We start from the raw sequence: 17,750 nt of genomic DNA on the forward strand, positions 1-17,750 counted from the left end.
CCCCTACCGCCCCGCCCGCCTGACGCGCCGTATTGAGCAGCGCAGAGGCCGTCCCCGCGCGCGCCGGCTCGACCGAGGAGAGCACGGCCGTGGTCATCGCCGGGACGGCCAGGCCCATGCCAGAGGGAATCAGCAGAAAGGCGAGCAGCACGAAGGCGAGCGGCGTCGAGGCGTCCACGCTGATCAGCAATGCGTAGCCGGCACCCGCAATCAGCGCGCCGACGATCATCGGCCGGCGCGTGCCGTAATGCGCCACCACATGGCCGCTCACGATGTTCGAGAGCAGGAAGCCGGCGGTAAGCGGAATGAACGCGAGGCCCGCCTGGAGTGGCGTCTCTCCCCGCGCATGCTGCAGATAGAGCGCGAGCACGAACACGGTGCCGTAATACGTGAGATTCACGCAGATGCCGAACAGCACCGCTGCGCTGAACGTGCGGTTGCGTAGCATGGCGAGCGGCAGCATGGGGTCGCGTGCGCGTGCCTCGAGTGAGACGAACGCAAAACCCGCGACCAGCGCGAGCGCAAAGCCGCCCGCCACGGCCCAGTGCGTCAAGCCGAGCGGCCGCCATTCGATCACGGCGCCCGTAAAGGCCGTGAGCGCCACGATGGCGAGCAATTGGCCGGGCACATCGAGGCTGCGCACGGCGGGCGCGCCGGCAGCGCTGGAGGCGTGCGCATGGCGGCGCGGCGCGGGAATCCACGCGAGCGCGGCCCACAGGCCTGCTGCGCACAGCGGCAGGTTCACGAGGAAAATGCTGCGCCACCCGAGCGCCGCGATCAGCAGACCGCCCGCCACCGGGCCGGCGGCGATCGAGATGGCGCCAGCGGCGGTCCAGAAACCCACTGCGCGCGCTCTGAGCGCCTGGTCGTGGCGGCACGCTTCGTTGAGCAGCGCGAGCGAATTGGGCAGCATGGCCGCGGCGCCTGCGCCCTGCAGCGCGCGGGCGGCGACCAGCATGACCGGATTGGCCGCGAGTCCGCAGGCCAGCGAGGCGAGCGCGAACACCACGAGCCCGATGGCGTAGAGGCGGCGCGCCCCGTAGCGGTCGCCGAGCACGCCGCCCGAGAGCATCAGCACCGCGAAGGCGAGCGTATAGGCGTCGACGATCCATTGCAGGCCCGCGACGTTCGCATGGAGATCGGTTGCGATGCGCGCGAGCGCGATATTGACGATGGTGACGTCCAGCTGCGTGACGACGAACCCGACGCTGACGGTCGCGACGATACGCGTGAGCGCGGGCGTGAAATGGACGTGGGGGGCGGGGGTGGGGTGTGAGGTATTCATGCGCCCATGGTAGGGCGCTCGCCGGCTTCGACGTTTCAGCGCGAGGTGAATCGTCGAAGCCGTCGGCAAAATGGTGCCGGACCAGTGGCGGCCGTCCCGTGCGCATTCAATGCGCACCGCGGCGCACTTACGGCTCGCGATGGGCGTCCTTGAAGAACAGCGTCGTGATCGCACCGAGCACGCAGATCGCGGCCACATAGTAGGTCGGCGCGAGCGGCGCGGACTTCATCAGCAGCGCGACGACGATCGGCGTGAGGCCGCCGAACACGGCGTACGCCACGTTGTACGAGAACGAGATGCCCGAGAAGCGCACCACGGGCGGGAACGCGTTCACCATCACATAGGGCACCGCGCCGATTGTGCCGACCAGCAGCCCGCAGAGCGCGTAAAGCGGCATGAGCATCGAGCTGTCCACGGCGATCTGGCGGAACAGCGTGTAGTACGCGATCGCGAGGGCAATGCCGCCAATGGCCAGCACGCGGCGCGCGCCGAAGCGGTCCGCGAGCGCGCCCGCGCTCACGCAGCCCACCGTGAGGAAGAGCGTCGCCACGCAGTTCGCGAGCAGCGACGTGGTGGCGTCGAGATGGAATTGCTTCTGCAGGAGCGGCGGCGTCATGAGGATCACGACGACGATGGCGGCCGAAAGCATCCACGTGAGCAGCATCGAGACGATCACGGCGCGGCCGTGGTCGCGCAGCACGGCCTTGAGCGGAATTTCGTCGGCGAGCGACTTGCGCGCCTGCATCTCCGCGAACACGGGCGTTTCGTGCAGCCACTGGCGCAGATACACCGAGAACATGCCGAACAGCCCGCCAATCAGGAACGGAATGCGCCAGGCGTACGCGGCGATGTCGCTCGGGGCGTAGTGATGATTGACCGCCGCGGCGAGCAGCGAGCCGAGCAGGATGCCGAACGTGAGGCCCGCCGTGAGCGTGCCGCATGCGTAGCCGATATGGCGGCGCGGCACGTGCTCGGAGACGAACACCCACGCGCCCGGCACCTCGCCGCCCACGGCCGCACCTTGCAGCACGCGCAGCGCGAGCAGCAGCACGGGAGCGAGGATGCCGATCGTCGCATAGGTGGGCAGGCAGCCCATGGCGAGCGTGGGCAGCGCCATCAGCAGCACGGAGAGCGTGAACATGCGCTTGCGGCCGAGCAGGTCGCCGAAGTGCGCCATGACGATGCCGCCGAGCGGCCGCGCGAGGTAGCCCGCCGCGAAGATGCCGAAAGTCTGCAGCTGGCGCAGCCAGTCGGGAATCGTTGCGGGGAAGAACAACTGGCCGATAGCCGGCGCGAAGAACACGAAGATGATGAAGTCGTAGAACTCGAGGGCGCCGCCGAGTGCGGCGAGCCCGAGCGTCTTGTAGTCGCTGCGGGTGAGCGCGCGCGCAGCGGCAGGCGTGCGCACGCCAATATCTGTTGCTTGCATTTCCGAAAAACCAGGGTGTTGTTATGTACGACGTTGTATGTAGCGCGTGCGGAACGCGTGTGGACGTCCGGGATGGCCGAATTTGCCTGGTGCGCGCGTGGCGCGGGGGCGGCGGTCGTCGGATAGGCGGGCGCAAGGGTGGGGCACGGCAACAGCGCGTCCGCGAGGGTGGGCGGACGTGCGACGACTTCAGGCCAGTGCGCGATTCTACAGGAAGCCTGGAAGCTGCCCGATGCGCGGCCCGTCAGGACGCTCACGCGCCGCTGTAGGGAAACGATGAAGCGCTCTGGAATTCGGACTCGTCCGATGGGCAGATTTTGCACATATCCACAAAATTGCCCGGTTTGATCATCGAACCATCAGGTGCCCACCATGCGCATCGCGATTCTCCAGCGCGACGCCGACCATCGCCAGCAGCTCGAGCGCGTGCTGACGCAAGGCGGTCACGCCTGCGTGCCGTCCAGCGACGCACTCCAGCTTGCCAGGACGCTGGCCGCATCGACTGTCGATATGCTCCTGCTCGACTGGCAGGGCTCGCGAATCGCCGGCTCGGAACTGCTGAGAACCTTGCGGGCCGTGAACGGCAGCCAGATTCCGGTGCTGTTCGTCTCCGAGGACGCCTCCGACGAGAGCGTGGTGCGAGCGTTTTCTATCGGCGCGGACGACTACGTGTGCCTGCCCGTCTGTCCTTCGGTGCTGCGTGCGCGCGTGGACGCGCTCCTGCGCCGCGCGTTTCCCGACCGGTACGAGAACCTGACGATCGACGCCGGCCCCTATCACTTCGATGTGCGGCATCAGGCTGTCAGCGTGCACGGCAAGCCCGTGCTGCTCTCGACCACGCAATACCGGCTGGCTGCGCTGTTCTTCTCGAATATCGGGCGCGTGCTCTCGCGCGATCACATTTACGCGATGGTGTGGGGGCGCGAGTTGCACACCTTGACCCGCACGATCGACAGCCACGTATCGCGGCTGCGTCTGTTGCTGGAGATCGACACGCCGAACGGCTTTCGGCTCCAGCCGGTGTACAAGAGCGGCTACCGGCTGTTGTGCCTGCAGGACGAAAATGAGGCGCTCGCCGCCGAAGGCGCGGAACTCGAGTCGGCTTGAGGCGAAGCGCTGCGATTCATTCTGTAGTTCGATAAAAAAAGACGGCGGCACGCCACGCGTGCCGCCGTCTTTATTGTTCGATGCGTTGCGCGCCGCGCGGGGCAACCTCAGCGCGCGAGGCCGAGTCCTTGCAGCACGGCGTTGCCTTCCGACGTGAGGCGGATGCGCGGGTCACCGGCGTCGTCCTGCACCTGCTCGACGAGGCCGGCTTCCTTGAGCATCGGAATCTCCGGTTTGGCGTGCGCGTCGATCGGCGCATGCAGCAGCAACAGGAGGGTCGCGAGCTCGTGGTGGCTCAGCAACCGGCGCAACAAGGTGCGGCGAGCGGGCTTCGCGCCGGGCGTCGCCTCGTTGTCGACCTGACTTGTCGGCTGGATTTGCGGGTCTTGCTGTTTCACGAAACCTCCTGCAGCGTTCGTTTCTTCTAAGTGAAGCGATGATGCGGACGAAGACTTAAGCGATTCTTAAAACGCCCGGCGAAAATGTGTCATCGCGCTACACGGCGCCCATCAATGTAAAAAGCGGTAATAGAAAGGGCACGAAGGGCCGCCAGCGACGGCCCGGCAAAAACGGCCCGTCAAATGTTCAAGGCGCGCAGGTTTTACTCGCACCCTCGATCCACAGGTTCGAGGCGTGGCGTTTGCCGGCGTAATAGCGGTAGGTCGTCGCGCCGTTGTCGGTGCGAACCTTGATGACGTTCGAGTCGCCGAACTCGAGCATCTGGCCTTGCGGCAGCGGCAAGGTGGTAAAGCTGGCGCCGTGACGCGAGGCTTCGACGGTCAGGCACGAGATCACGTCCTGGACCGACCGGTTGGTTGTGGAATCGATGACCGGCTGACCGGCGTCCGGGTTGCTCTGAAACCACGCGCACGCGCCGAGCGTGAGCGAAAGGGCAAGGGGCACGGCAAGCTTCTTCATATTTCCCGGTATCCAACGAAATAGTCAATCATTATATCGGGAGCATGTGCCGTGCCACGGCGCTGGCGCAAAATGCCGCAAAACTGTCACGCGCTGGGCATCGGTGTTGCGGCAGTGCGACGTGCGTGCGGAGCCCTACATACTGGCGCGCAAGAACCTACGGAGCGAGATAGACTGTTTAAGGGGTGCCGTCTGGAAATCTGACGTGACGTCAGGAGAATACGCATGAACCGCCCATCGGTACGCTTTCCTTTTCGCGCCGCTGGCGCCGGCTCACTCTTCAGGTGGGTCAAGTGGGGATTCGTCGTCGCGTTTCTGGCCGCCCTCGTCATCATCGCGCGCATCGTTCAGATCGAAATCGACACGTCGCGCCTGCAGGCGCGCTACCTCTCCGAACTCACGCGCGACATCGGCTTTACGGTCGAGAACGGGCCGAGCCACAACATCCGCTTTCCCACCTCCAACGGGCCGTACGACGTGCGGCTCGGTTACGCGCAGCTGCCCACCTTCGAGAACCGGCTTGCGGAACGCGGTTTCGCAATCGCCGCGCAGGCGCGCGATTCAGATCGCATGATCGCCGTGGCCGACGAGGGGCTTTTCCTGCCATTCGAAGAAAAGGATCAGGCCGGGATCGTACTGCGCGACGCGTCGGGTGCGACGCTCTTCCATACGCGTTATCCGCAGCGCGCCTACGAGAATTTCGACGCGGTGCCGGCCGTGGTGCGCGACTCGCTGCTTTTCATCGAAGACAAATACCTGTTGGCCCAGGACCAGCCGAACCGCAACCCGGCGATCGACTGGGGGCGCTTTAGCCGGGCGCTCGTCGACCAGGGTGCGCGCCTCGTGAACCAGCATCAGCAAACGCCGGGCGGCAGCACGCTCGCCACGCAGATCGAGAAGTTCCGGCACTCGACGGGCGGCCGCACCTCCACGCCGCCGGAGAAGCTGCGCCAGATCGCGTCCGCTTCGCTGCGCGCCTATCTGGACGGCCCGCAGACCATGCCCGCGCGCCAGCAGATTCTCGTGCACTACCTGAATTCGGTGCCGCTCTCCGCCAAGCCAGGTGTGGGCGAAGTCAACGGTCTCGGCGACGGCCTCGCCGCCTGGTACGGGCGCGACTTCCGCGACGTCAATCGCATCCTGCGCGCGCCGCTTACGCCAGAGACGCTCGACGCGCAGGCGCTGGCGTTCCGCCAGGTGCTCTCGCTGCTGATCGCCCAGCGCGCGCCTTCGTACTTTCTGCAAAAGAACAACGATGCACTCGCGAAGCTGACCGACAGCTATATCCGCCTGCTCGGCGCCGGCGGCGTGATTACGCCGGCGCTGCGCGACGCCGCGCTCGCCACGCAACTCACGCTCGACCGCTCGAAGCCGTCGCAGCGTGCGCCGGTTTCATTCGTGGAGCGCAAGGCGGTGCTGACGCTGCGCACCCAGCTCATGCAGGCGCTGGGGCTGACGACGCTTTACGACCTCGACCGCCTCGATCTCACCGCCACGGCCACGCTCGTCGACAGCGTGCAGCAGGCCGTGGGCGACCGCCTTGCCGACGCCGCGACGAAGGACGGCGCACGCCAGGCGGGTCTGGTCGGCTTCGAGATGCTGCGCCCCGCCGACGATCCTTCGAAGATCGCGTATAGCTTCACGCTGTTCGAGCGCAGCAGCGGCGAGAACCTCGTGCGCGTGCAAACGGACAGCGTGAACCAGCCGTTCGACATCAATTCGGGCGCGCGCCTGAATCTGGGGTCGACGGCGAAGCTGCGCACGCTCGTGACGTATCTGCAGATCGTGAGCGCGCTGCACGCGCGCTACGCGGCCGACGACGCGAAGTCGTTGCGCGCGATGCTGCCGCAAGTCGATCCGAGTGACGCGCTCACGCGCTGGGCGATCGACTATCTTTCGAAGACGTCCGACCGGTCGCTGCATTCCATGCTGGAAGCGGCCGTCGAGCGCAAGTACTCGGCCAACCCGGGCGAGACGTTCTACACCGGCGGCGGCGCGCAGAGCTTCAACAATTTCGAGTCGAGCGACAACGCGCAGATTCTGACCGTGCATCGCGCGTTCCAGCATTCGGTGAATCTGGTGTTCGTGCGGCTCATGCGCGACATCGTTCACTACGAGATGATCCAGACTTCGGGGCCACCCGCGCAATGGCTCGACGATCCTGTCGTACGCACGCGTTTTCTCACGCAGTTTGCCGATGGTGAGAGCCAGGTCTACATGAAGCGCTTCTACACGCGCTACGCGGGCAAGAGCAACGACGAAGCGCTGGCGATCTTGCTGCAGCACACGCGCAAGGGTCCGGCGCGCATTGCGACCGTGCTGCGCAGTGTGAAACCCGACGGCAAACTGCCGTGGTTCGACGCACAGATGCGCGCGCAACTAAAGAACACGAAGTTCCAGTGGCTCGACGACGAAGACCTCGCGCACTACTACGACAAGTACGCCATCGACAAATTCAACCTCAACGACCGCGGCTATATTGCGGGCATTCATCCGCTCGAGCTGTGGCTGCTGAATGACTTGCGTGTGCACCCGGATGCGACGCTCGCGCAGGTCCAGCAGGAGAGCCGCGACACGCGCCTTTACACCTACAGCTGGCTCTTCAAGACGAAGTATCACGCGACCCAGAACCGGCGCATTCGCCACATGATCGAGCTGCGCGCGTATGACGCGATCGGCAAGTCCTGGCGCGCGGTCGGTTATCCGTTCGACAGCATCACGCCTTCTTATGGCGCGGCGATCGGTGCGTCGGGCGACCGGCCCGCGGCGCTCGCGCAGCTGATCGGCCTGATTTCGAGCAATGGCGAAAAGCTGCCGACGCATAGCTTCGAGTCGCTCGACTTCGCGCGCGGCACGCCGTACGAGACGCACTTCGTTCATGCGTCCACGCCGCCGCAGGCGCTCGTTTCGCCGGATATTTCGCAAGTGGTGCGCGAGCTGCTGACGTCGGTGGTGGAGGGCGGCACGGCCAAGCGCCTCGCCGACGGCATGACGCTCCCCGACGGCAAGACGCTGCCCGTGTACGGCAAGACCGGTACCGGCGACCAGCGCTTCAACGTGTACGCCCCGGGCGCGCGGCTCATCGAATCGCGCAAGGTGAACCGGAGCGCGACCTTCGTGTTCGTGATCGGCAACCGCTTCTACGGCACGCTCACGGCATGGGTGCATGAGCCGTACGCGGCGCGCTATACGTTCACGAGTGCGCTGTCCGTGCAACTGCTCAAGTCGCTCGCGCCGGTGTTGCAACCGCTGCTCGAATCCAGGTCCGCGACGGACCGCGATGAGAAACCCGATCCTGTCCACGCCGCGCAGCAGATGACGCTCATCGACCCGCAATCGGGCGAAATGCGCCGTGTGGTGTGGAACGGCAAGGGGCTTGAATTCGACACGCACTGATTCAGGTTATTCGGAATCCAGAGCAAAACGCGAGGCTGGCGCAAATGCGCCAGGCATCGCGTTCTTCTTTATGCGGTCTATATCCGCTTCAGCTTCAATATCCGCTCGGCGGCGGAGGCGGCGACCCCGGCGGGGGCGGCGGCAAGTAGCGCGGTTGCGGCGCCGTCTGGAACTGCTGCTGCGGCGCCTGGAACTGCTGGGGCTGCGACATCGTCATGTTGCCCGGCGCCGGGATGCGGTTGCCGGTGGCGTACATGCACTGCAGATAAGCGTAGTCGTAACGGCGCTGCACGTCCCACGCGGAGCCCTGTGCGTTGCCCATGCCGACCGCGCTGCCCGCAAGCAGGCCCGCGCCAGCGCCGATGGCCGCGCCCTGACCGCCGCCAAATGCGGCGCCCGCGGCCGCGCCGAGCGCCGTACCGACCACGGCGCTGCCCACGCCGGCGCCGGTTGCCGCCTGGTTCGCGGTGACGCCGCCTACCTGCTGGAAGGCGAACTGGCGGCAGTTCGCGTCGTCGGCGCGGAACTGATCGAAGGTCTTGCCCGTGCCGGGCAGGGCCATCACGCTCGGCCCCGTGGGCGTCACGGCGCATGCGCTCAGCAGCCCCGCTGCGGCGAGTAGCGCGAGATACGTGTATTTCATGTGCGGCTCGATATTTTCAAGGTGTTCAGTTCGACGGCGCCGGCTGGGCGGGGACCGCGCGCCAGCCCGACGAACATTGCTTTACATACGGATAGTAGGTTTTCGATTCGTCGCAGTAATACCAGGTGTCGGCGTTTGCCTGCTGGTCGCCTGCTGCATCGCCCGGCGCGGCGTTGACGGGGCCCTGCTGCGGATCCATGGCGGGGGCGCCGGCCTGCCCCTGCTCGATGTAGTCGGGCGCCTGCGGCGGCGGCGCGACGATGACGGGTGGCGGCGCGTAGTAGTAGGGCGCGGGCGCGACCGGGTAGTAATACGGCACGCCGGCGCCGAAATACACGCCGACATGTGCCGCGTGTGCTACGCCGCACGCGCCGATAAGCGCGGCCGCGGCGGCCCCGAGAAACAGTTTCGACCTTCTCACACACGATCTCCAGAAACGGGCAGGCCGGAGCGACGGCGCGCGCCAGCCAATTATCGAACGCTATGACATTGCCGGATCCAATGCAATTACGCGAGTTGCACCGATTTTTCGAGTTGTTACAGAAGGTGCCGGGCAGATGGCGCGCAAAAGCAGCCCGGAGCGCGTACGGCGCGCATCGGCTCGCTTCGCGACCCATATTTCGCAGAAATGCGTGAAATGAGGTGCGAGCGTACGTCGCCCGGTTGTAATTATTGGACATCGATGCGCTTGCCGCCTGCGTCCGATACGAACATGGACGGCCCGCCTGGCCATCACAAATCGAAACGCCGTTTCGATCTTCTGGGCGCAGGCCCTTCCTCAGATTGAGTAGACTGCGCGCGCGCCTCACCGCTGTGGTGCGCCATGGCGTACTTTCATAGTTAATAAGGATTGCGACATGAATAAAGTCTTGCTTGTCTTGTCGCGATGTCGCTGCTGGCCTCGTCGCTGGACTGCGCGTGCCGCCGGTCCGAACGTCGAACTGTACGGCTCGTTCCATCTGGCCCGTACCGGGTTCGCGCTGCCGGTGCGCCGCCGTATCTGCCCGGGCTTTTCAACCTGCCCGGCATGCCGATTCCCGTGGTCGATCTGCGGCAGTTGCTACCTGAATGGCGGCCGAAGATAGCGCGCGCGTGGCCGGGCAAGCGGCGGTCTGACTGCCGGCCAGGGCGCGCCGGCTAGCGCGCGGCGCGTTCGCGCTCGAGCCGGCGCACGGCTTCGCCCACGTCCTGGCTGAACTGCGCGAGCGCGGCGAGTTCGAGGTTGGGCGGCTGCAGCGCCGACCAGAGGGCGTCCACGAGGCGCTCGGCCGTGGCGTCGATGTCCGTGCGGCGGTTGGCGAGCGTCGCGTCCCACAGCACATGCTCCATGGGCCCGAATACCAGCGAACGCAGTAGCCGCAGCGACAGGTCGTTGCGGATCTGTCCGCTTTCCTGGCCGCGCGCGAGAACCCGCATGAGCGGCGCCGTGTAGCGGCGCTGCATTTCCGTGAGCGCTTCGCTCAGATCATGATGCCGCGTGCGGCCTTCCGAGAGCACCAGTTCGCAGATGCCGGTGCCGCTCTCCAGCATCAACTGCAGATGCATGCGCACGATGAATGCAAACTGCTGGCGCACGGTGCCGTCGCGCGGCAGGCCGCCTTCGATCGCGGCGATCGATTCGTCATACCAGTCGCCGATCACGCGCGCGCACAACTCCCGTTTGCCCCGAAAGTAGCTGAACACTGTCGCCTCGGACACGCCCAGGCGCTGGGCGATCTCGGCCGTGGTGGCACGTGCGTACCCTTTTTCCGAGAACACGTCGCGCCCCGCCTGCAGGATCTCGCGCACGCGCTGCTGCGACTTGCGGCCCGCCGGCTGGCGGCGCGATGCGGGCAGGACGGCTTTCTGGGCGACGGCTTCCATATTGAGCTTGATTCAATTTACGTCAGGATGGAATTGATTATGCGCGAAAAAAACGCCGTCGGACAAGGAAGTTTCATCTTCATGAAAACTTGAGTGTCACTCAGAAATACCTATTGACGTTAACGTAAATCTGGCGTGAAATGTGCGTCCATGGGGCGAAGCTACGCCCGGTTCGAGATTCCCTGGAGACACACATGAGCAACGTACCCGGTTTGCAGTTCCCGCTCGGCGAAGAAGTCGAAATGCTGCGCGACAGCATCGCCGGCTTCGCGGCGAAGGAAATCGCACCGCGCGCGGGCGAAATCGACCGCACCGACCAGTTCCCGATGGACCTCTGGCGCAAGTTCGGCGACCTGGGCGTGCTCGGCATGACGGTCTCGGAGGAGTACGGCGGCGCGAACATGGGCTACACGGCGCACATGGTCGCGATGGAGGAAATCTCGCGCGCGTCCGCATCGGTCGGCCTTTCGTACGGCGCGCATTCGAACCTGTGCGTCAACCAGATCCACCGCAACGGCAGCGAGGCGCAAAAGCGCAAATATTTGCCGAAGCTCGTTTCCGGCGAGCACATCGGCGCGCTCGCCATGAGCGAGCCCAACGCCGGCTCGGATGTCGTGAGCATGAAGCTGCGCGCCGAAAAGAAGGGCGACCGCTACGTGCTCAACGGCACGAAGATGTGGATTACCAACGGCCCGGATTGCGACACGCTGGTCGTCTACGCGAAAACCGACCCTGAAGCGGGTTCGCGCGGCATTACGGCGTTCATCGTCGAGAAGGGTATGAAGGGCTTTTCGGTTGCGCAGAAGCTCGACAAGCTCGGCATGCGCGGCTCGCACACGGGCGAGCTGGTGTTCCAGGACGTGGAAGTGCCCGAAGAGAACATCCTCGGCCAGCTCAACGGCGGCGTGAAAGTGCTGATGAGCGGCCTCGACTACGAGCGCGCCGTGCTGGCAGGCGGGCCCACCGGCATCATGGCTGCGGTCATGGACGCGGTCGTGCCGTACATCCACGACCGCAAGCAGTTCGGTCAGGCCATCGGCGAATTCCAGCTCATCCAGGGCAAGGTCGCGGACCTCTATACAACCTACCAGGCGTGCCGCGCGTATCTCTACGCGGTGGGACGCCAGCTCGACACGCTCGGCCGGGACCACGTGCGCCAGGTGCGCAAGGATTGCGCGGGCGTGATTCTGTACACCGCGGAAAAGGCTACGTGGATGGCGGGCGAAGCGATCCAGATCCTCGGCGGCAATGGCTATATCAACGAGTATCCGGTCGGGCGTCTCTGGCGCGACGCGAAGCTCTACGAAATCGGCGCGGGCACGAGCGAGATTCGCCGCATGTTGATCGGCCGCGAGCTGTTCGCGGAAACAATGTAATCCTAAGCAACTCACGGTAACGAAGGGAGGACGGGATGCCGGTCATCGAATCGAAGCTCAATCCGCGTTCGGAAGACTTCAAGGCCAATACGGCGGCACTGGAAGCGCTCGTCGCGGACCTGCGCGAGAAGATCCAGAAGCTAACGCTTGGCGGCGGCGAGGCTGCGCGCGACAAGCACCTCTCGCGCGGCAAGCTGCTGCCGCGCGATCGCATCGCGCAGCTGCTCGATCCGGGCACGCCGTTTCTGGAGCTCTCGCAGCTCGCGGCCTACGGCATGTACAACGACGACGCGCCGGGTGCGGGCATCATCACGGGCATTGGCCGCATTGCGGGGCAAGAATGTGTAATCGTTTGCAATGACGCCACGGTGAAGGGCGGCACGTACTATCCGGTCACGGTGAAGAAGCACGTGCGCGCGCAGGAAATCGCCCAGGAAAACAACCTGCCCTGCGTGTATCTCGTCGATTCGGGCGGCGCGAACCTGCCGAACCAGGACGAGGTGTTTCCGGACCGCGATCACTTCGGCCGCATCTTTTACAACCAGGCGAATCTCTCTTCGCAGGGTATTCCACAGATCGCGGTGGTGATGGGCTCGTGCACGGCGGGCGGCGCGTATGTGCCGGCCATGAGCGACGAGTCGATCATCGTGAAGAACCAGGGCACGATTTTCCTCGGCGGCCCGCCGCTCGTGAAAGCGGCGACGGGCGAGGAAGTGAGCGCCGAGGACCTGGGCGGGGGCGACGTCCACACGCGCCTTTCCGGCGTGGTCGACCATCTCGCGCAGAACGATGCGCATGCGCTGGCCATCGCGCGTTCGATCGTCGGCAATCTGAACCGCACCAAAACGCCGCCCGTGGTGCTGCGCGAGCCGCTGCCGCCGCGCTTCGACGCGAAAAGCCTCTACGGCGTGATTCCCGTGGATACGCGCAAGCCCTTCGACGTGCGCGAGGTGATCGCCCGCATCGTCGACGACTCGGCTTTCGATGAATTCAAGGCGCGCTACGGCACCACGCTCGTGACGGGCTTTGCGCACATCTGGGGCCACCCGGTCGGCATCATCGCGAACAACGGCATTCTGTTTTCCGAATCGGCGCTGAAGGGCACGCACTTCATCGAGCTGTGCTGCCAGCGCAAGATTCCGCTCGTGTTCCTGCAGAACATCACGGGCTTCATGGTGGGCCGCAAGTACGAGAACGAGGGCATTGCGCGCAACGGCGCGAAGATGGTGACGGCAGTGGCCACGGCCAAGGTGCCGAAATTCACGGTCATCATTGGCGGTTCGTTCGGGGCGGGCAACTACGGCATGTGCGGCCGCGCGTATTCGCCGCGTTTCCTGTGGATGTGGCCGAACGCGCGCATTTCGGTGATGGGCGGCGAGCAGGCCGCATCGGTGCTCGCCACGGTGCGCCGCGACGGCATCGAAGCGAAGGGCGGCACGTGGAGCGCCGAAGAGGAAAATGCGTTCAAGCAGCCGATTCGCGACCAGTACGAACTGCAGGGCCATCCGTATTACGCGAGCGCACGCCTGTGGGACGACGGCGTGATCGACCCGGCGCAAACGCGCGACGTGCTCGGCCTGGGCCTTTCCGCCACGATGAACGCGCCGATCGAAGAGACGCGCTTCGGCGTGTTCCGCATGTGATGCATTGAGGACCAGACAATGCAATACGAAACGCTTACCGTAGAATTCGCCGGACACGTGGCGACTGTCACGCTCAATCGTCCTGAGGTGCGCAACGCGTTCAACGAAGCGATGATCGCAGACGTCACGGCTGCGTTCACCGCGCTCGGCGCGCGCGACGATGTGCGCGCGATCGTGCTCGCCGGCAACGGCAAGGCCTTTTGCGCAGGCGCGGACCTGAACTGGATGCGCAAGATGGCCGGCTACTCCGACGCAGAGAATCGCGCGGACGCCATGCGTCTCGCGAAGATGCTCTCGGCTGTCTACCGCTGCCCGAAGCCGGTCGTCGCACGCGTGCATGGCGACGCCTACGCGGGCGGCATGGGCCTCGTGTGTGCGGCGGACATCGTGGTGGCCGTGGAGACCGCGCACTTCTGCCTTTCCGAAGCGCGCCTCGGCCTGATGCCCGCCACGATCGCACCTTATGTGATCCGCGCGCTGGGCGAGCAGGCTTCGCGCCGCTACTTCGTCACGGCCGAAGCCTTCGACTGCGCCACCGCGCAGCGGCTTGGCCTCGTGAGCGAGGCCGTGAGCGCCGAAGCCCTCGACGCCACCGTGCAACGCATCACCGAAACGCTCTGTGCGAACAGCCCGAATGCCGTGCGCGAGTGCAAGCAGCTCGTGCAGGACATCGCCGGCCAGACGATCGACGACGCCTTGATCGAAGACACCGCCGTTCGCATCGCGCGTATTCGCGCGAGCGAGGAGGGGCGCGACGGCGTGTCGGCGTTCCTTGAAAAGCGCACGCCGCGCTGGCGCGATCAATAAGGCAAGAAGCAGGAAACGAAGCGAGGACAGCACATGTTCAACAAAATCCTGATCGCCAACCGCGGCGAAATTGCGTGCCGCGTTGCGGCGACGTGCAGGCGGCTTGGCGTAAAGAGCGTGGCCGTATACTCGGACGCCGACGCGAACGCCAAGCACGTCGCGGCCTGCGACGAAGCCGTGCATATCGGCGAAGCGGCCGCGGCACAAAGCTATTTGCGCTATGAGCGCATCATCGAAGCCGCGCGCGCCACGGGTGCGCAAGCGATTCACCCCGGCTACGGTTTTCTTTCGGAGAACGAAGACTTTGCCCGCGCGTGCGAAGCGGCCGGCATCGTCTTCATCGGGCCGCCGGTCGAGGCGATCGCCGCCATGGGCTCGAAAGCGGCCGCGAAGGCGCTGATGCATGCGGCGGCCGTGCCGCTCGTGCCAGGCTACCACGGCGACGACCAGGACCCCGCGCTCCTGCAGCGCGAAGCCGATACAATGGGCTACCCCGTGCTGCTCAAGGCGAGCGCGGGCGGCGGCGGCAAGGGCATGCGTGTGGTCGAGCGCAGCGAGGACTTCGCGGCGGCGCTCGCCTCGTGCAAGCGCGAGGCGGCCAGCAGCTTCGGCAACGACCGCGTGCTGATCGAGAAGTACCTCACGCGGCCGCGTCACGTCGAAGTTCAGGTGTTCGCCGACAAACATGGCGGCGCCGTCTACCTGTTCGACCGCGACTGCTCAGTGCAGCGCCGTCACCAGAAAGTGCTCGAAGAGGCGCCCGCGCCGGGTCTCGAAGACGGCGTTCGCCGCGCCATGGGCGAGGCGGCCGTGGCCGCTGCGCGCGCCGTGCATTACGAGGGCGCGGGCACCGTCGAATTCATCATGACGGGGACCGACTTCTACTTCATGGAGATGAACACGCGCCTGCAGGTCGAGCACCCCGTGACGGAGATGATCACGGGCCTCGATCTCGTCGAATGGCAGTTGCGCGTGGCGGCGGGCGAGCCGCTGCCGCTCGGGCAGTCGCAGTTGTCGATCACGGGCCATGCACTCGAGGCGCGCATTTACGCGGAAAATCCGGCGCGCGGCTTCCTGCCCTCCACGGGCACGCTCAAGCATCTGCGCATGCCGGAGGGCGTCGAGTTCCGGCTCGGCGACGCGGGCCAGCGCGCGAGCGTGCGCATCGACAGCGGCGTGCGCGAAGGCGACACCATCACGCCGTTCTACGATCCGATGATCGCGAAGCTGATCGTGCACGGCGCCACGCGCGAGGACGCGCTTGCGCGAATGAAGCGTGCGCTCGAAGCGTGCGAGGTGGTGGGGCCGCATACGAATGTCGAATTTCTGCAGCGGCTCGTGACCTGTGAGCCTTTCGCAAGCGCCGATCTCGACACGGGCCTGATCGAGCGTAACCATGACGCGTTGTTCTCTGCGCAGCAGAAGCCAGTTCGCGAAGCGCTCGCGCTCGCGTGTGCGGCGCTGCTTGGCCGTGAGGGCGGCGCGGCGCATGGTGCGTCGCCGTGGCAGTCGCTTTCGCATTGGCGCCTGAATAGCGGCTTCGCGCAATCACTCTCCTGGCGCGACATCGAAAGCGACACCGCGTTCACGGTGGCGCATACGCATGACGGCGGCGAGGAAACCCTGGCCTATGCGGCGCACGCGGCGCGCTACACGTGGTGGCGCGGCGAGGGCGTGGACGAATACGGCGCGACCATCGGCGACAAGCGCGTATCGGGCCGCGTATTCATCGACGGCGACGTGTTTCATGTGTTCTGCCTCGGCACGGCGATGGCGTTCGAGTGGCAGAACCTGCTCGCGCATGCGGCCGACACGGAGCACGGCGAGGGCCGTCTGACTGCGCCCATGCCGGGCAAGGTGATCGCCGTGCTGGTCGAGCCGGGCGCTGTGGTCGAGAAGGGCGCGCCGCTCATCGTCATGGAGGCGATGAAGATGGAGCACACCATTGGCGCGCCTGCGGCTGGCAAGGTCACCGAAGTCTTGTATGGCGTAGGCGACCAGGTGGCCGATGGCGCGCAATTGCTCGTGCTCGAAGCGGCTTGAGGACGCTTGAGGCCGCTTGAGGTCTGACTTGCTGGACCATGAGTTCCTTCCGGCTTCCCGTGTAGCCGGAGAACGCCGTGAGAGTTTTGCCCTGGGGCGCTCTGCTAAAGCGGAGCGCCCTTTTTTTCGCGCTTGCGGATGAGAACCGCTCAGTGTTCCTTCGCATGCGCCGCGAGCAGTTCCCGATGTCGCGCTTCGGTGGCGTCGTCGGCGGGGAACATGCATTCGAGGCGTAATTCCTGGGCGGCGATGTTTTGCGGCGTTCCCACGCTCGTCACCATCGAGAAATAGCGAAGGACACTGCCGTCGTCGATGAAACTCAGCGGAATGACCGGCATGGTGGGCGTGCCGGCCGATCCATAACGCGCTTTCCAGTCGCCTGGCACGCCGGGGTACGCGAGCAATTCGTCGAGCAGCGTGCGTGTTTCTTCGTCGATCACACAGCCGACCGCTTCGCGATACACGCGTTGCAGCAAGCTACGCGAAACGTTCTCCCAGTCCGCGAGGAATGGACGCATGCCCTGAGGATCGAACATCAAACGCAGCAAGTTGCGCGGGCTTGGGTGCGCCGCCATGTCGATGAAGTGGCCGAAGAAGCGCGGCGCGGCGTCGTTGGTCATCAGCACGTTCCAGTGCCGGTCCATGACGATGGCCGGAAACGGATCGTGCTGGCGAATGACCCGCTCGAGCGCGCGCACGACGTGCTGCATTTCCTGTGCGTTCCACGGCGCTTCCGAATAGACGGGCGCGTAGCCGGCGGCGAGCAGCAGGGCGTTGCGCTCGCGTAGCGGCACGTCGAGCGCCTGTGCAAGGGTCAGCAGCGTGTCACGGCCCGGCACGCTGCGCCCGCTTTCAATAAAGCTGATTTGCCGCTGGGAAATCCCGGCGTCCAGCGACAAATCGAGCTGACTCACGCCACGCGCATCCCGCCAATAGCGCAGCAGGGCGCCAAGTTCGCTTTGTGGCGGGTTTGGGTCGGGGCGCGTGGAGTTCATCGGTTCTCCGAGGTTGGCTGCTGACTCGATCATGTGTTGAGGATAGGCGCAGATGCGCGGCTCGCCAATTACATGCGATGTAATCGGCGGGCGGCGCAGGAATCGCGCGCTTTGCTTGCGCCGCATGCGGCCGGCATCACTCGCGCGCACGTCGCGCAAAAACAGTGCGATGATTGAGTTTGGCTTTTCGGCAGACCTTTCCGGCCGAACCCTGGGAACTTGTCGCCGAGCTGACTCGCCATGGG

At 65.4% G+C, this 17,750-nt stretch carries 14 protein-coding genes; 6 read left to right on the plus strand and 8 right to left on the minus strand.

The window, feature by feature from the left end; translation table 11 throughout:
- Together M3I56_RS32300 and M3I56_RS32305 are read right to left on the minus strand one after the other, a co-directional pair.
- Positions 1-1,285: MFS transporter (locus tag M3I56_RS32300; RefSeq protein WP_254357465.1), on the minus strand; the 1,285-nt coding region annotated here is incomplete at its 3' end.
- 127 nt (positions 1,286-1,412) lie between these two features.
- A complete protein-coding gene (locus tag M3I56_RS32305; RefSeq protein ID WP_254357467.1) occupies positions 1,413-2,714 on the minus strand; it encodes an MFS transporter in 1,302 nt (433 codons plus the stop codon).
- Positions 2,715-3,086: 372 nt separating this feature from the next.
- Here M3I56_RS32305 and M3I56_RS32310 point away from each other — a divergent pair, with 372 nt between their 5' ends.
- A complete protein-coding gene (locus M3I56_RS32310; protein ID WP_254357469.1) occupies positions 3,087-3,821 on the plus strand; it encodes a response regulator transcription factor in 735 nt (244 codons plus the stop codon).
- 107 nt (positions 3,822-3,928) lie between these two features.
- On the opposite strand, the gene M3I56_RS32315 is transcribed toward M3I56_RS32310, so the two are convergent.
- Together M3I56_RS32315 and M3I56_RS32320 are read right to left on the minus strand one after the other, a co-directional pair.
- Positions 3,929-4,198: a hypothetical protein gene (locus tag M3I56_RS32315; protein WP_028202623.1), complete on the minus strand. Its 270-nt coding sequence runs from the start codon at positions 4,196-4,198 to the stop codon at positions 3,929-3,931.
- A gap of 208 nt (positions 4,199-4,406) precedes the next feature.
- Positions 4,407-4,739, minus strand: a complete 333-nt coding sequence (locus M3I56_RS32320) for a hypothetical protein (protein ID WP_254357470.1) — start codon at positions 4,737-4,739, stop codon at positions 4,407-4,409.
- Between the two features lie 225 nt (positions 4,740-4,964).
- Here M3I56_RS32320 and M3I56_RS32325 point away from each other — a divergent pair, with 225 nt between their 5' ends.
- Positions 4,965-8,135 carry a transglycosylase domain-containing protein gene (locus tag M3I56_RS32325; protein ID WP_254357471.1) on the plus strand — a complete coding sequence of 1,057 codons (3,171 nt, stop codon included), beginning with the start codon at positions 4,965-4,967 and terminating at the stop codon, positions 8,133-8,135.
- A 94-nt stretch (positions 8,136-8,229) separates the two neighbouring features.
- On the opposite strand, the gene M3I56_RS32330 is transcribed toward M3I56_RS32325, so the two are convergent.
- The 3 genes from M3I56_RS32330 to M3I56_RS32340 all read right to left on the minus strand — a co-directional run bounded on the left by M3I56_RS32330 (position 8,230) and on the right by M3I56_RS32340 (position 10,641).
- Complete coding sequence (locus M3I56_RS32330) at positions 8,230-8,778, minus strand: glycine zipper family protein (protein ID WP_254357472.1); 549 nt, start codon at positions 8,776-8,778, stop codon at positions 8,230-8,232.
- A gap of 25 nt (positions 8,779-8,803) precedes the next feature.
- Complete coding sequence (locus M3I56_RS32335) at positions 8,804-9,199, minus strand: hypothetical protein (RefSeq protein WP_254357473.1); 396 nt, start codon at positions 9,197-9,199, stop codon at positions 8,804-8,806.
- Positions 9,200-9,915: 716 nt separating this feature from the next.
- A complete protein-coding gene (locus M3I56_RS32340; protein WP_254357474.1) occupies positions 9,916-10,641 on the minus strand; it encodes a TetR/AcrR family transcriptional regulator in 726 nt (241 codons plus the stop codon).
- Between the two features lie 194 nt (positions 10,642-10,835).
- Between M3I56_RS32340 and M3I56_RS32345 the strand changes: the two genes are divergently transcribed.
- Genes M3I56_RS32345 through M3I56_RS32360 form a run of 4 tightly spaced genes read left to right on the plus strand, consistent with a single transcriptional unit; the run spans position 10,836 to position 16,510 of the window.
- The gene (locus tag M3I56_RS32345; protein WP_254316715.1) at positions 10,836-12,017 is read left to right on the plus strand and encodes an isovaleryl-CoA dehydrogenase; all 1,182 of its coding nucleotides are present in this window, start codon (positions 10,836-10,838) and stop codon (positions 12,015-12,017) included.
- A gap of 35 nt (positions 12,018-12,052) precedes the next feature.
- Positions 12,053-13,660 carry a carboxyl transferase domain-containing protein gene (locus tag M3I56_RS32350; RefSeq protein ID WP_254357475.1) on the plus strand — a complete coding sequence of 536 codons (1,608 nt, stop codon included), beginning with the start codon at positions 12,053-12,055 and terminating at the stop codon, positions 13,658-13,660.
- A gap of 18 nt (positions 13,661-13,678) precedes the next feature.
- The gene (locus M3I56_RS32355; protein ID WP_254357476.1) at positions 13,679-14,467 is read left to right on the plus strand and encodes an enoyl-CoA hydratase/isomerase family protein; all 789 of its coding nucleotides are present in this window, start codon (positions 13,679-13,681) and stop codon (positions 14,465-14,467) included.
- A gap of 33 nt (positions 14,468-14,500) precedes the next feature.
- Positions 14,501-16,510 carry an acetyl/propionyl/methylcrotonyl-CoA carboxylase subunit alpha gene (locus M3I56_RS32360; protein WP_254357477.1) on the plus strand — a complete coding sequence of 670 codons (2,010 nt, stop codon included), beginning with the start codon at positions 14,501-14,503 and terminating at the stop codon, positions 16,508-16,510.
- A 149-nt stretch (positions 16,511-16,659) separates the two neighbouring features.
- Here M3I56_RS32360 and M3I56_RS32365 read toward each other — a convergent pair whose 3' ends face one another.
- Positions 16,660-17,505 (minus strand): helix-turn-helix domain-containing protein, encoded by an 846-nt coding sequence (locus M3I56_RS32365; RefSeq protein WP_254357478.1) that lies wholly within the window; start codon positions 17,503-17,505, stop codon positions 16,660-16,662.
- Positions 17,506-17,750 lie beyond the last annotated feature (245 nt).

The sequence above is a fragment of the Paraburkholderia sp. CNPSo 3281 genome (genome assembly GCF_024206515.1).
Taxonomy (GTDB): domain Bacteria; phylum Pseudomonadota; class Gammaproteobacteria; order Burkholderiales; family Burkholderiaceae; genus Paraburkholderia; species Paraburkholderia nodosa.

Excerpts from the sequence above, each read along its gene's own strand:
- M3I56_RS32350 (WP_254357475.1), top strand. The coding sequence starts at position 12,053 with ATGCCGGTCATCGAATCGAAGCTCAATCCGCGTTCGGAAGACTTCAAG.
- M3I56_RS32360 (WP_254357477.1), top strand. The coding sequence starts at position 14,501 with ATGTTCAACAAAATCCTGATCGCCAACCGCGGCGAAATTGCGTGCCGC.
- M3I56_RS32345 (WP_254316715.1), top strand. The coding sequence starts at position 10,836 with ATGAGCAACGTACCCGGTTTGCAGTTCCCGCTCGGCGAAGAAGTCGAA.
- M3I56_RS32340 (WP_254357474.1), bottom strand. The coding sequence starts at position 10,641 with ATGGAAGCCGTCGCCCAGAAAGCCGTCCTGCCCGCATCGCGCCGCCAG.
- M3I56_RS32305 (WP_254357467.1), bottom strand. The coding sequence starts at position 2,714 with ATGCAAGCAACAGATATTGGCGTGCGCACGCCTGCCGCTGCGCGCGCG.
- M3I56_RS32325 (WP_254357471.1), top strand. The coding sequence starts at position 4,965 with ATGAACCGCCCATCGGTACGCTTTCCTTTTCGCGCCGCTGGCGCCGGC.
- M3I56_RS32365 (WP_254357478.1), bottom strand. The coding sequence starts at position 17,505 with ATGAACTCCACGCGCCCCGACCCAAACCCGCCACAAAGCGAACTTGGC.
- M3I56_RS32320 (WP_254357470.1), bottom strand. The coding sequence starts at position 4,739 with ATGAAGAAGCTTGCCGTGCCCCTTGCCCTTTCGCTCACGCTCGGCGCG.
- M3I56_RS32330 (WP_254357472.1), bottom strand. The coding sequence starts at position 8,778 with ATGAAATACACGTATCTCGCGCTACTCGCCGCAGCGGGGCTGCTGAGC.
- M3I56_RS32310 (WP_254357469.1), top strand. The coding sequence starts at position 3,087 with ATGCGCATCGCGATTCTCCAGCGCGACGCCGACCATCGCCAGCAGCTC.
- M3I56_RS32355 (WP_254357476.1), top strand. The coding sequence starts at position 13,679 with ATGCAATACGAAACGCTTACCGTAGAATTCGCCGGACACGTGGCGACT.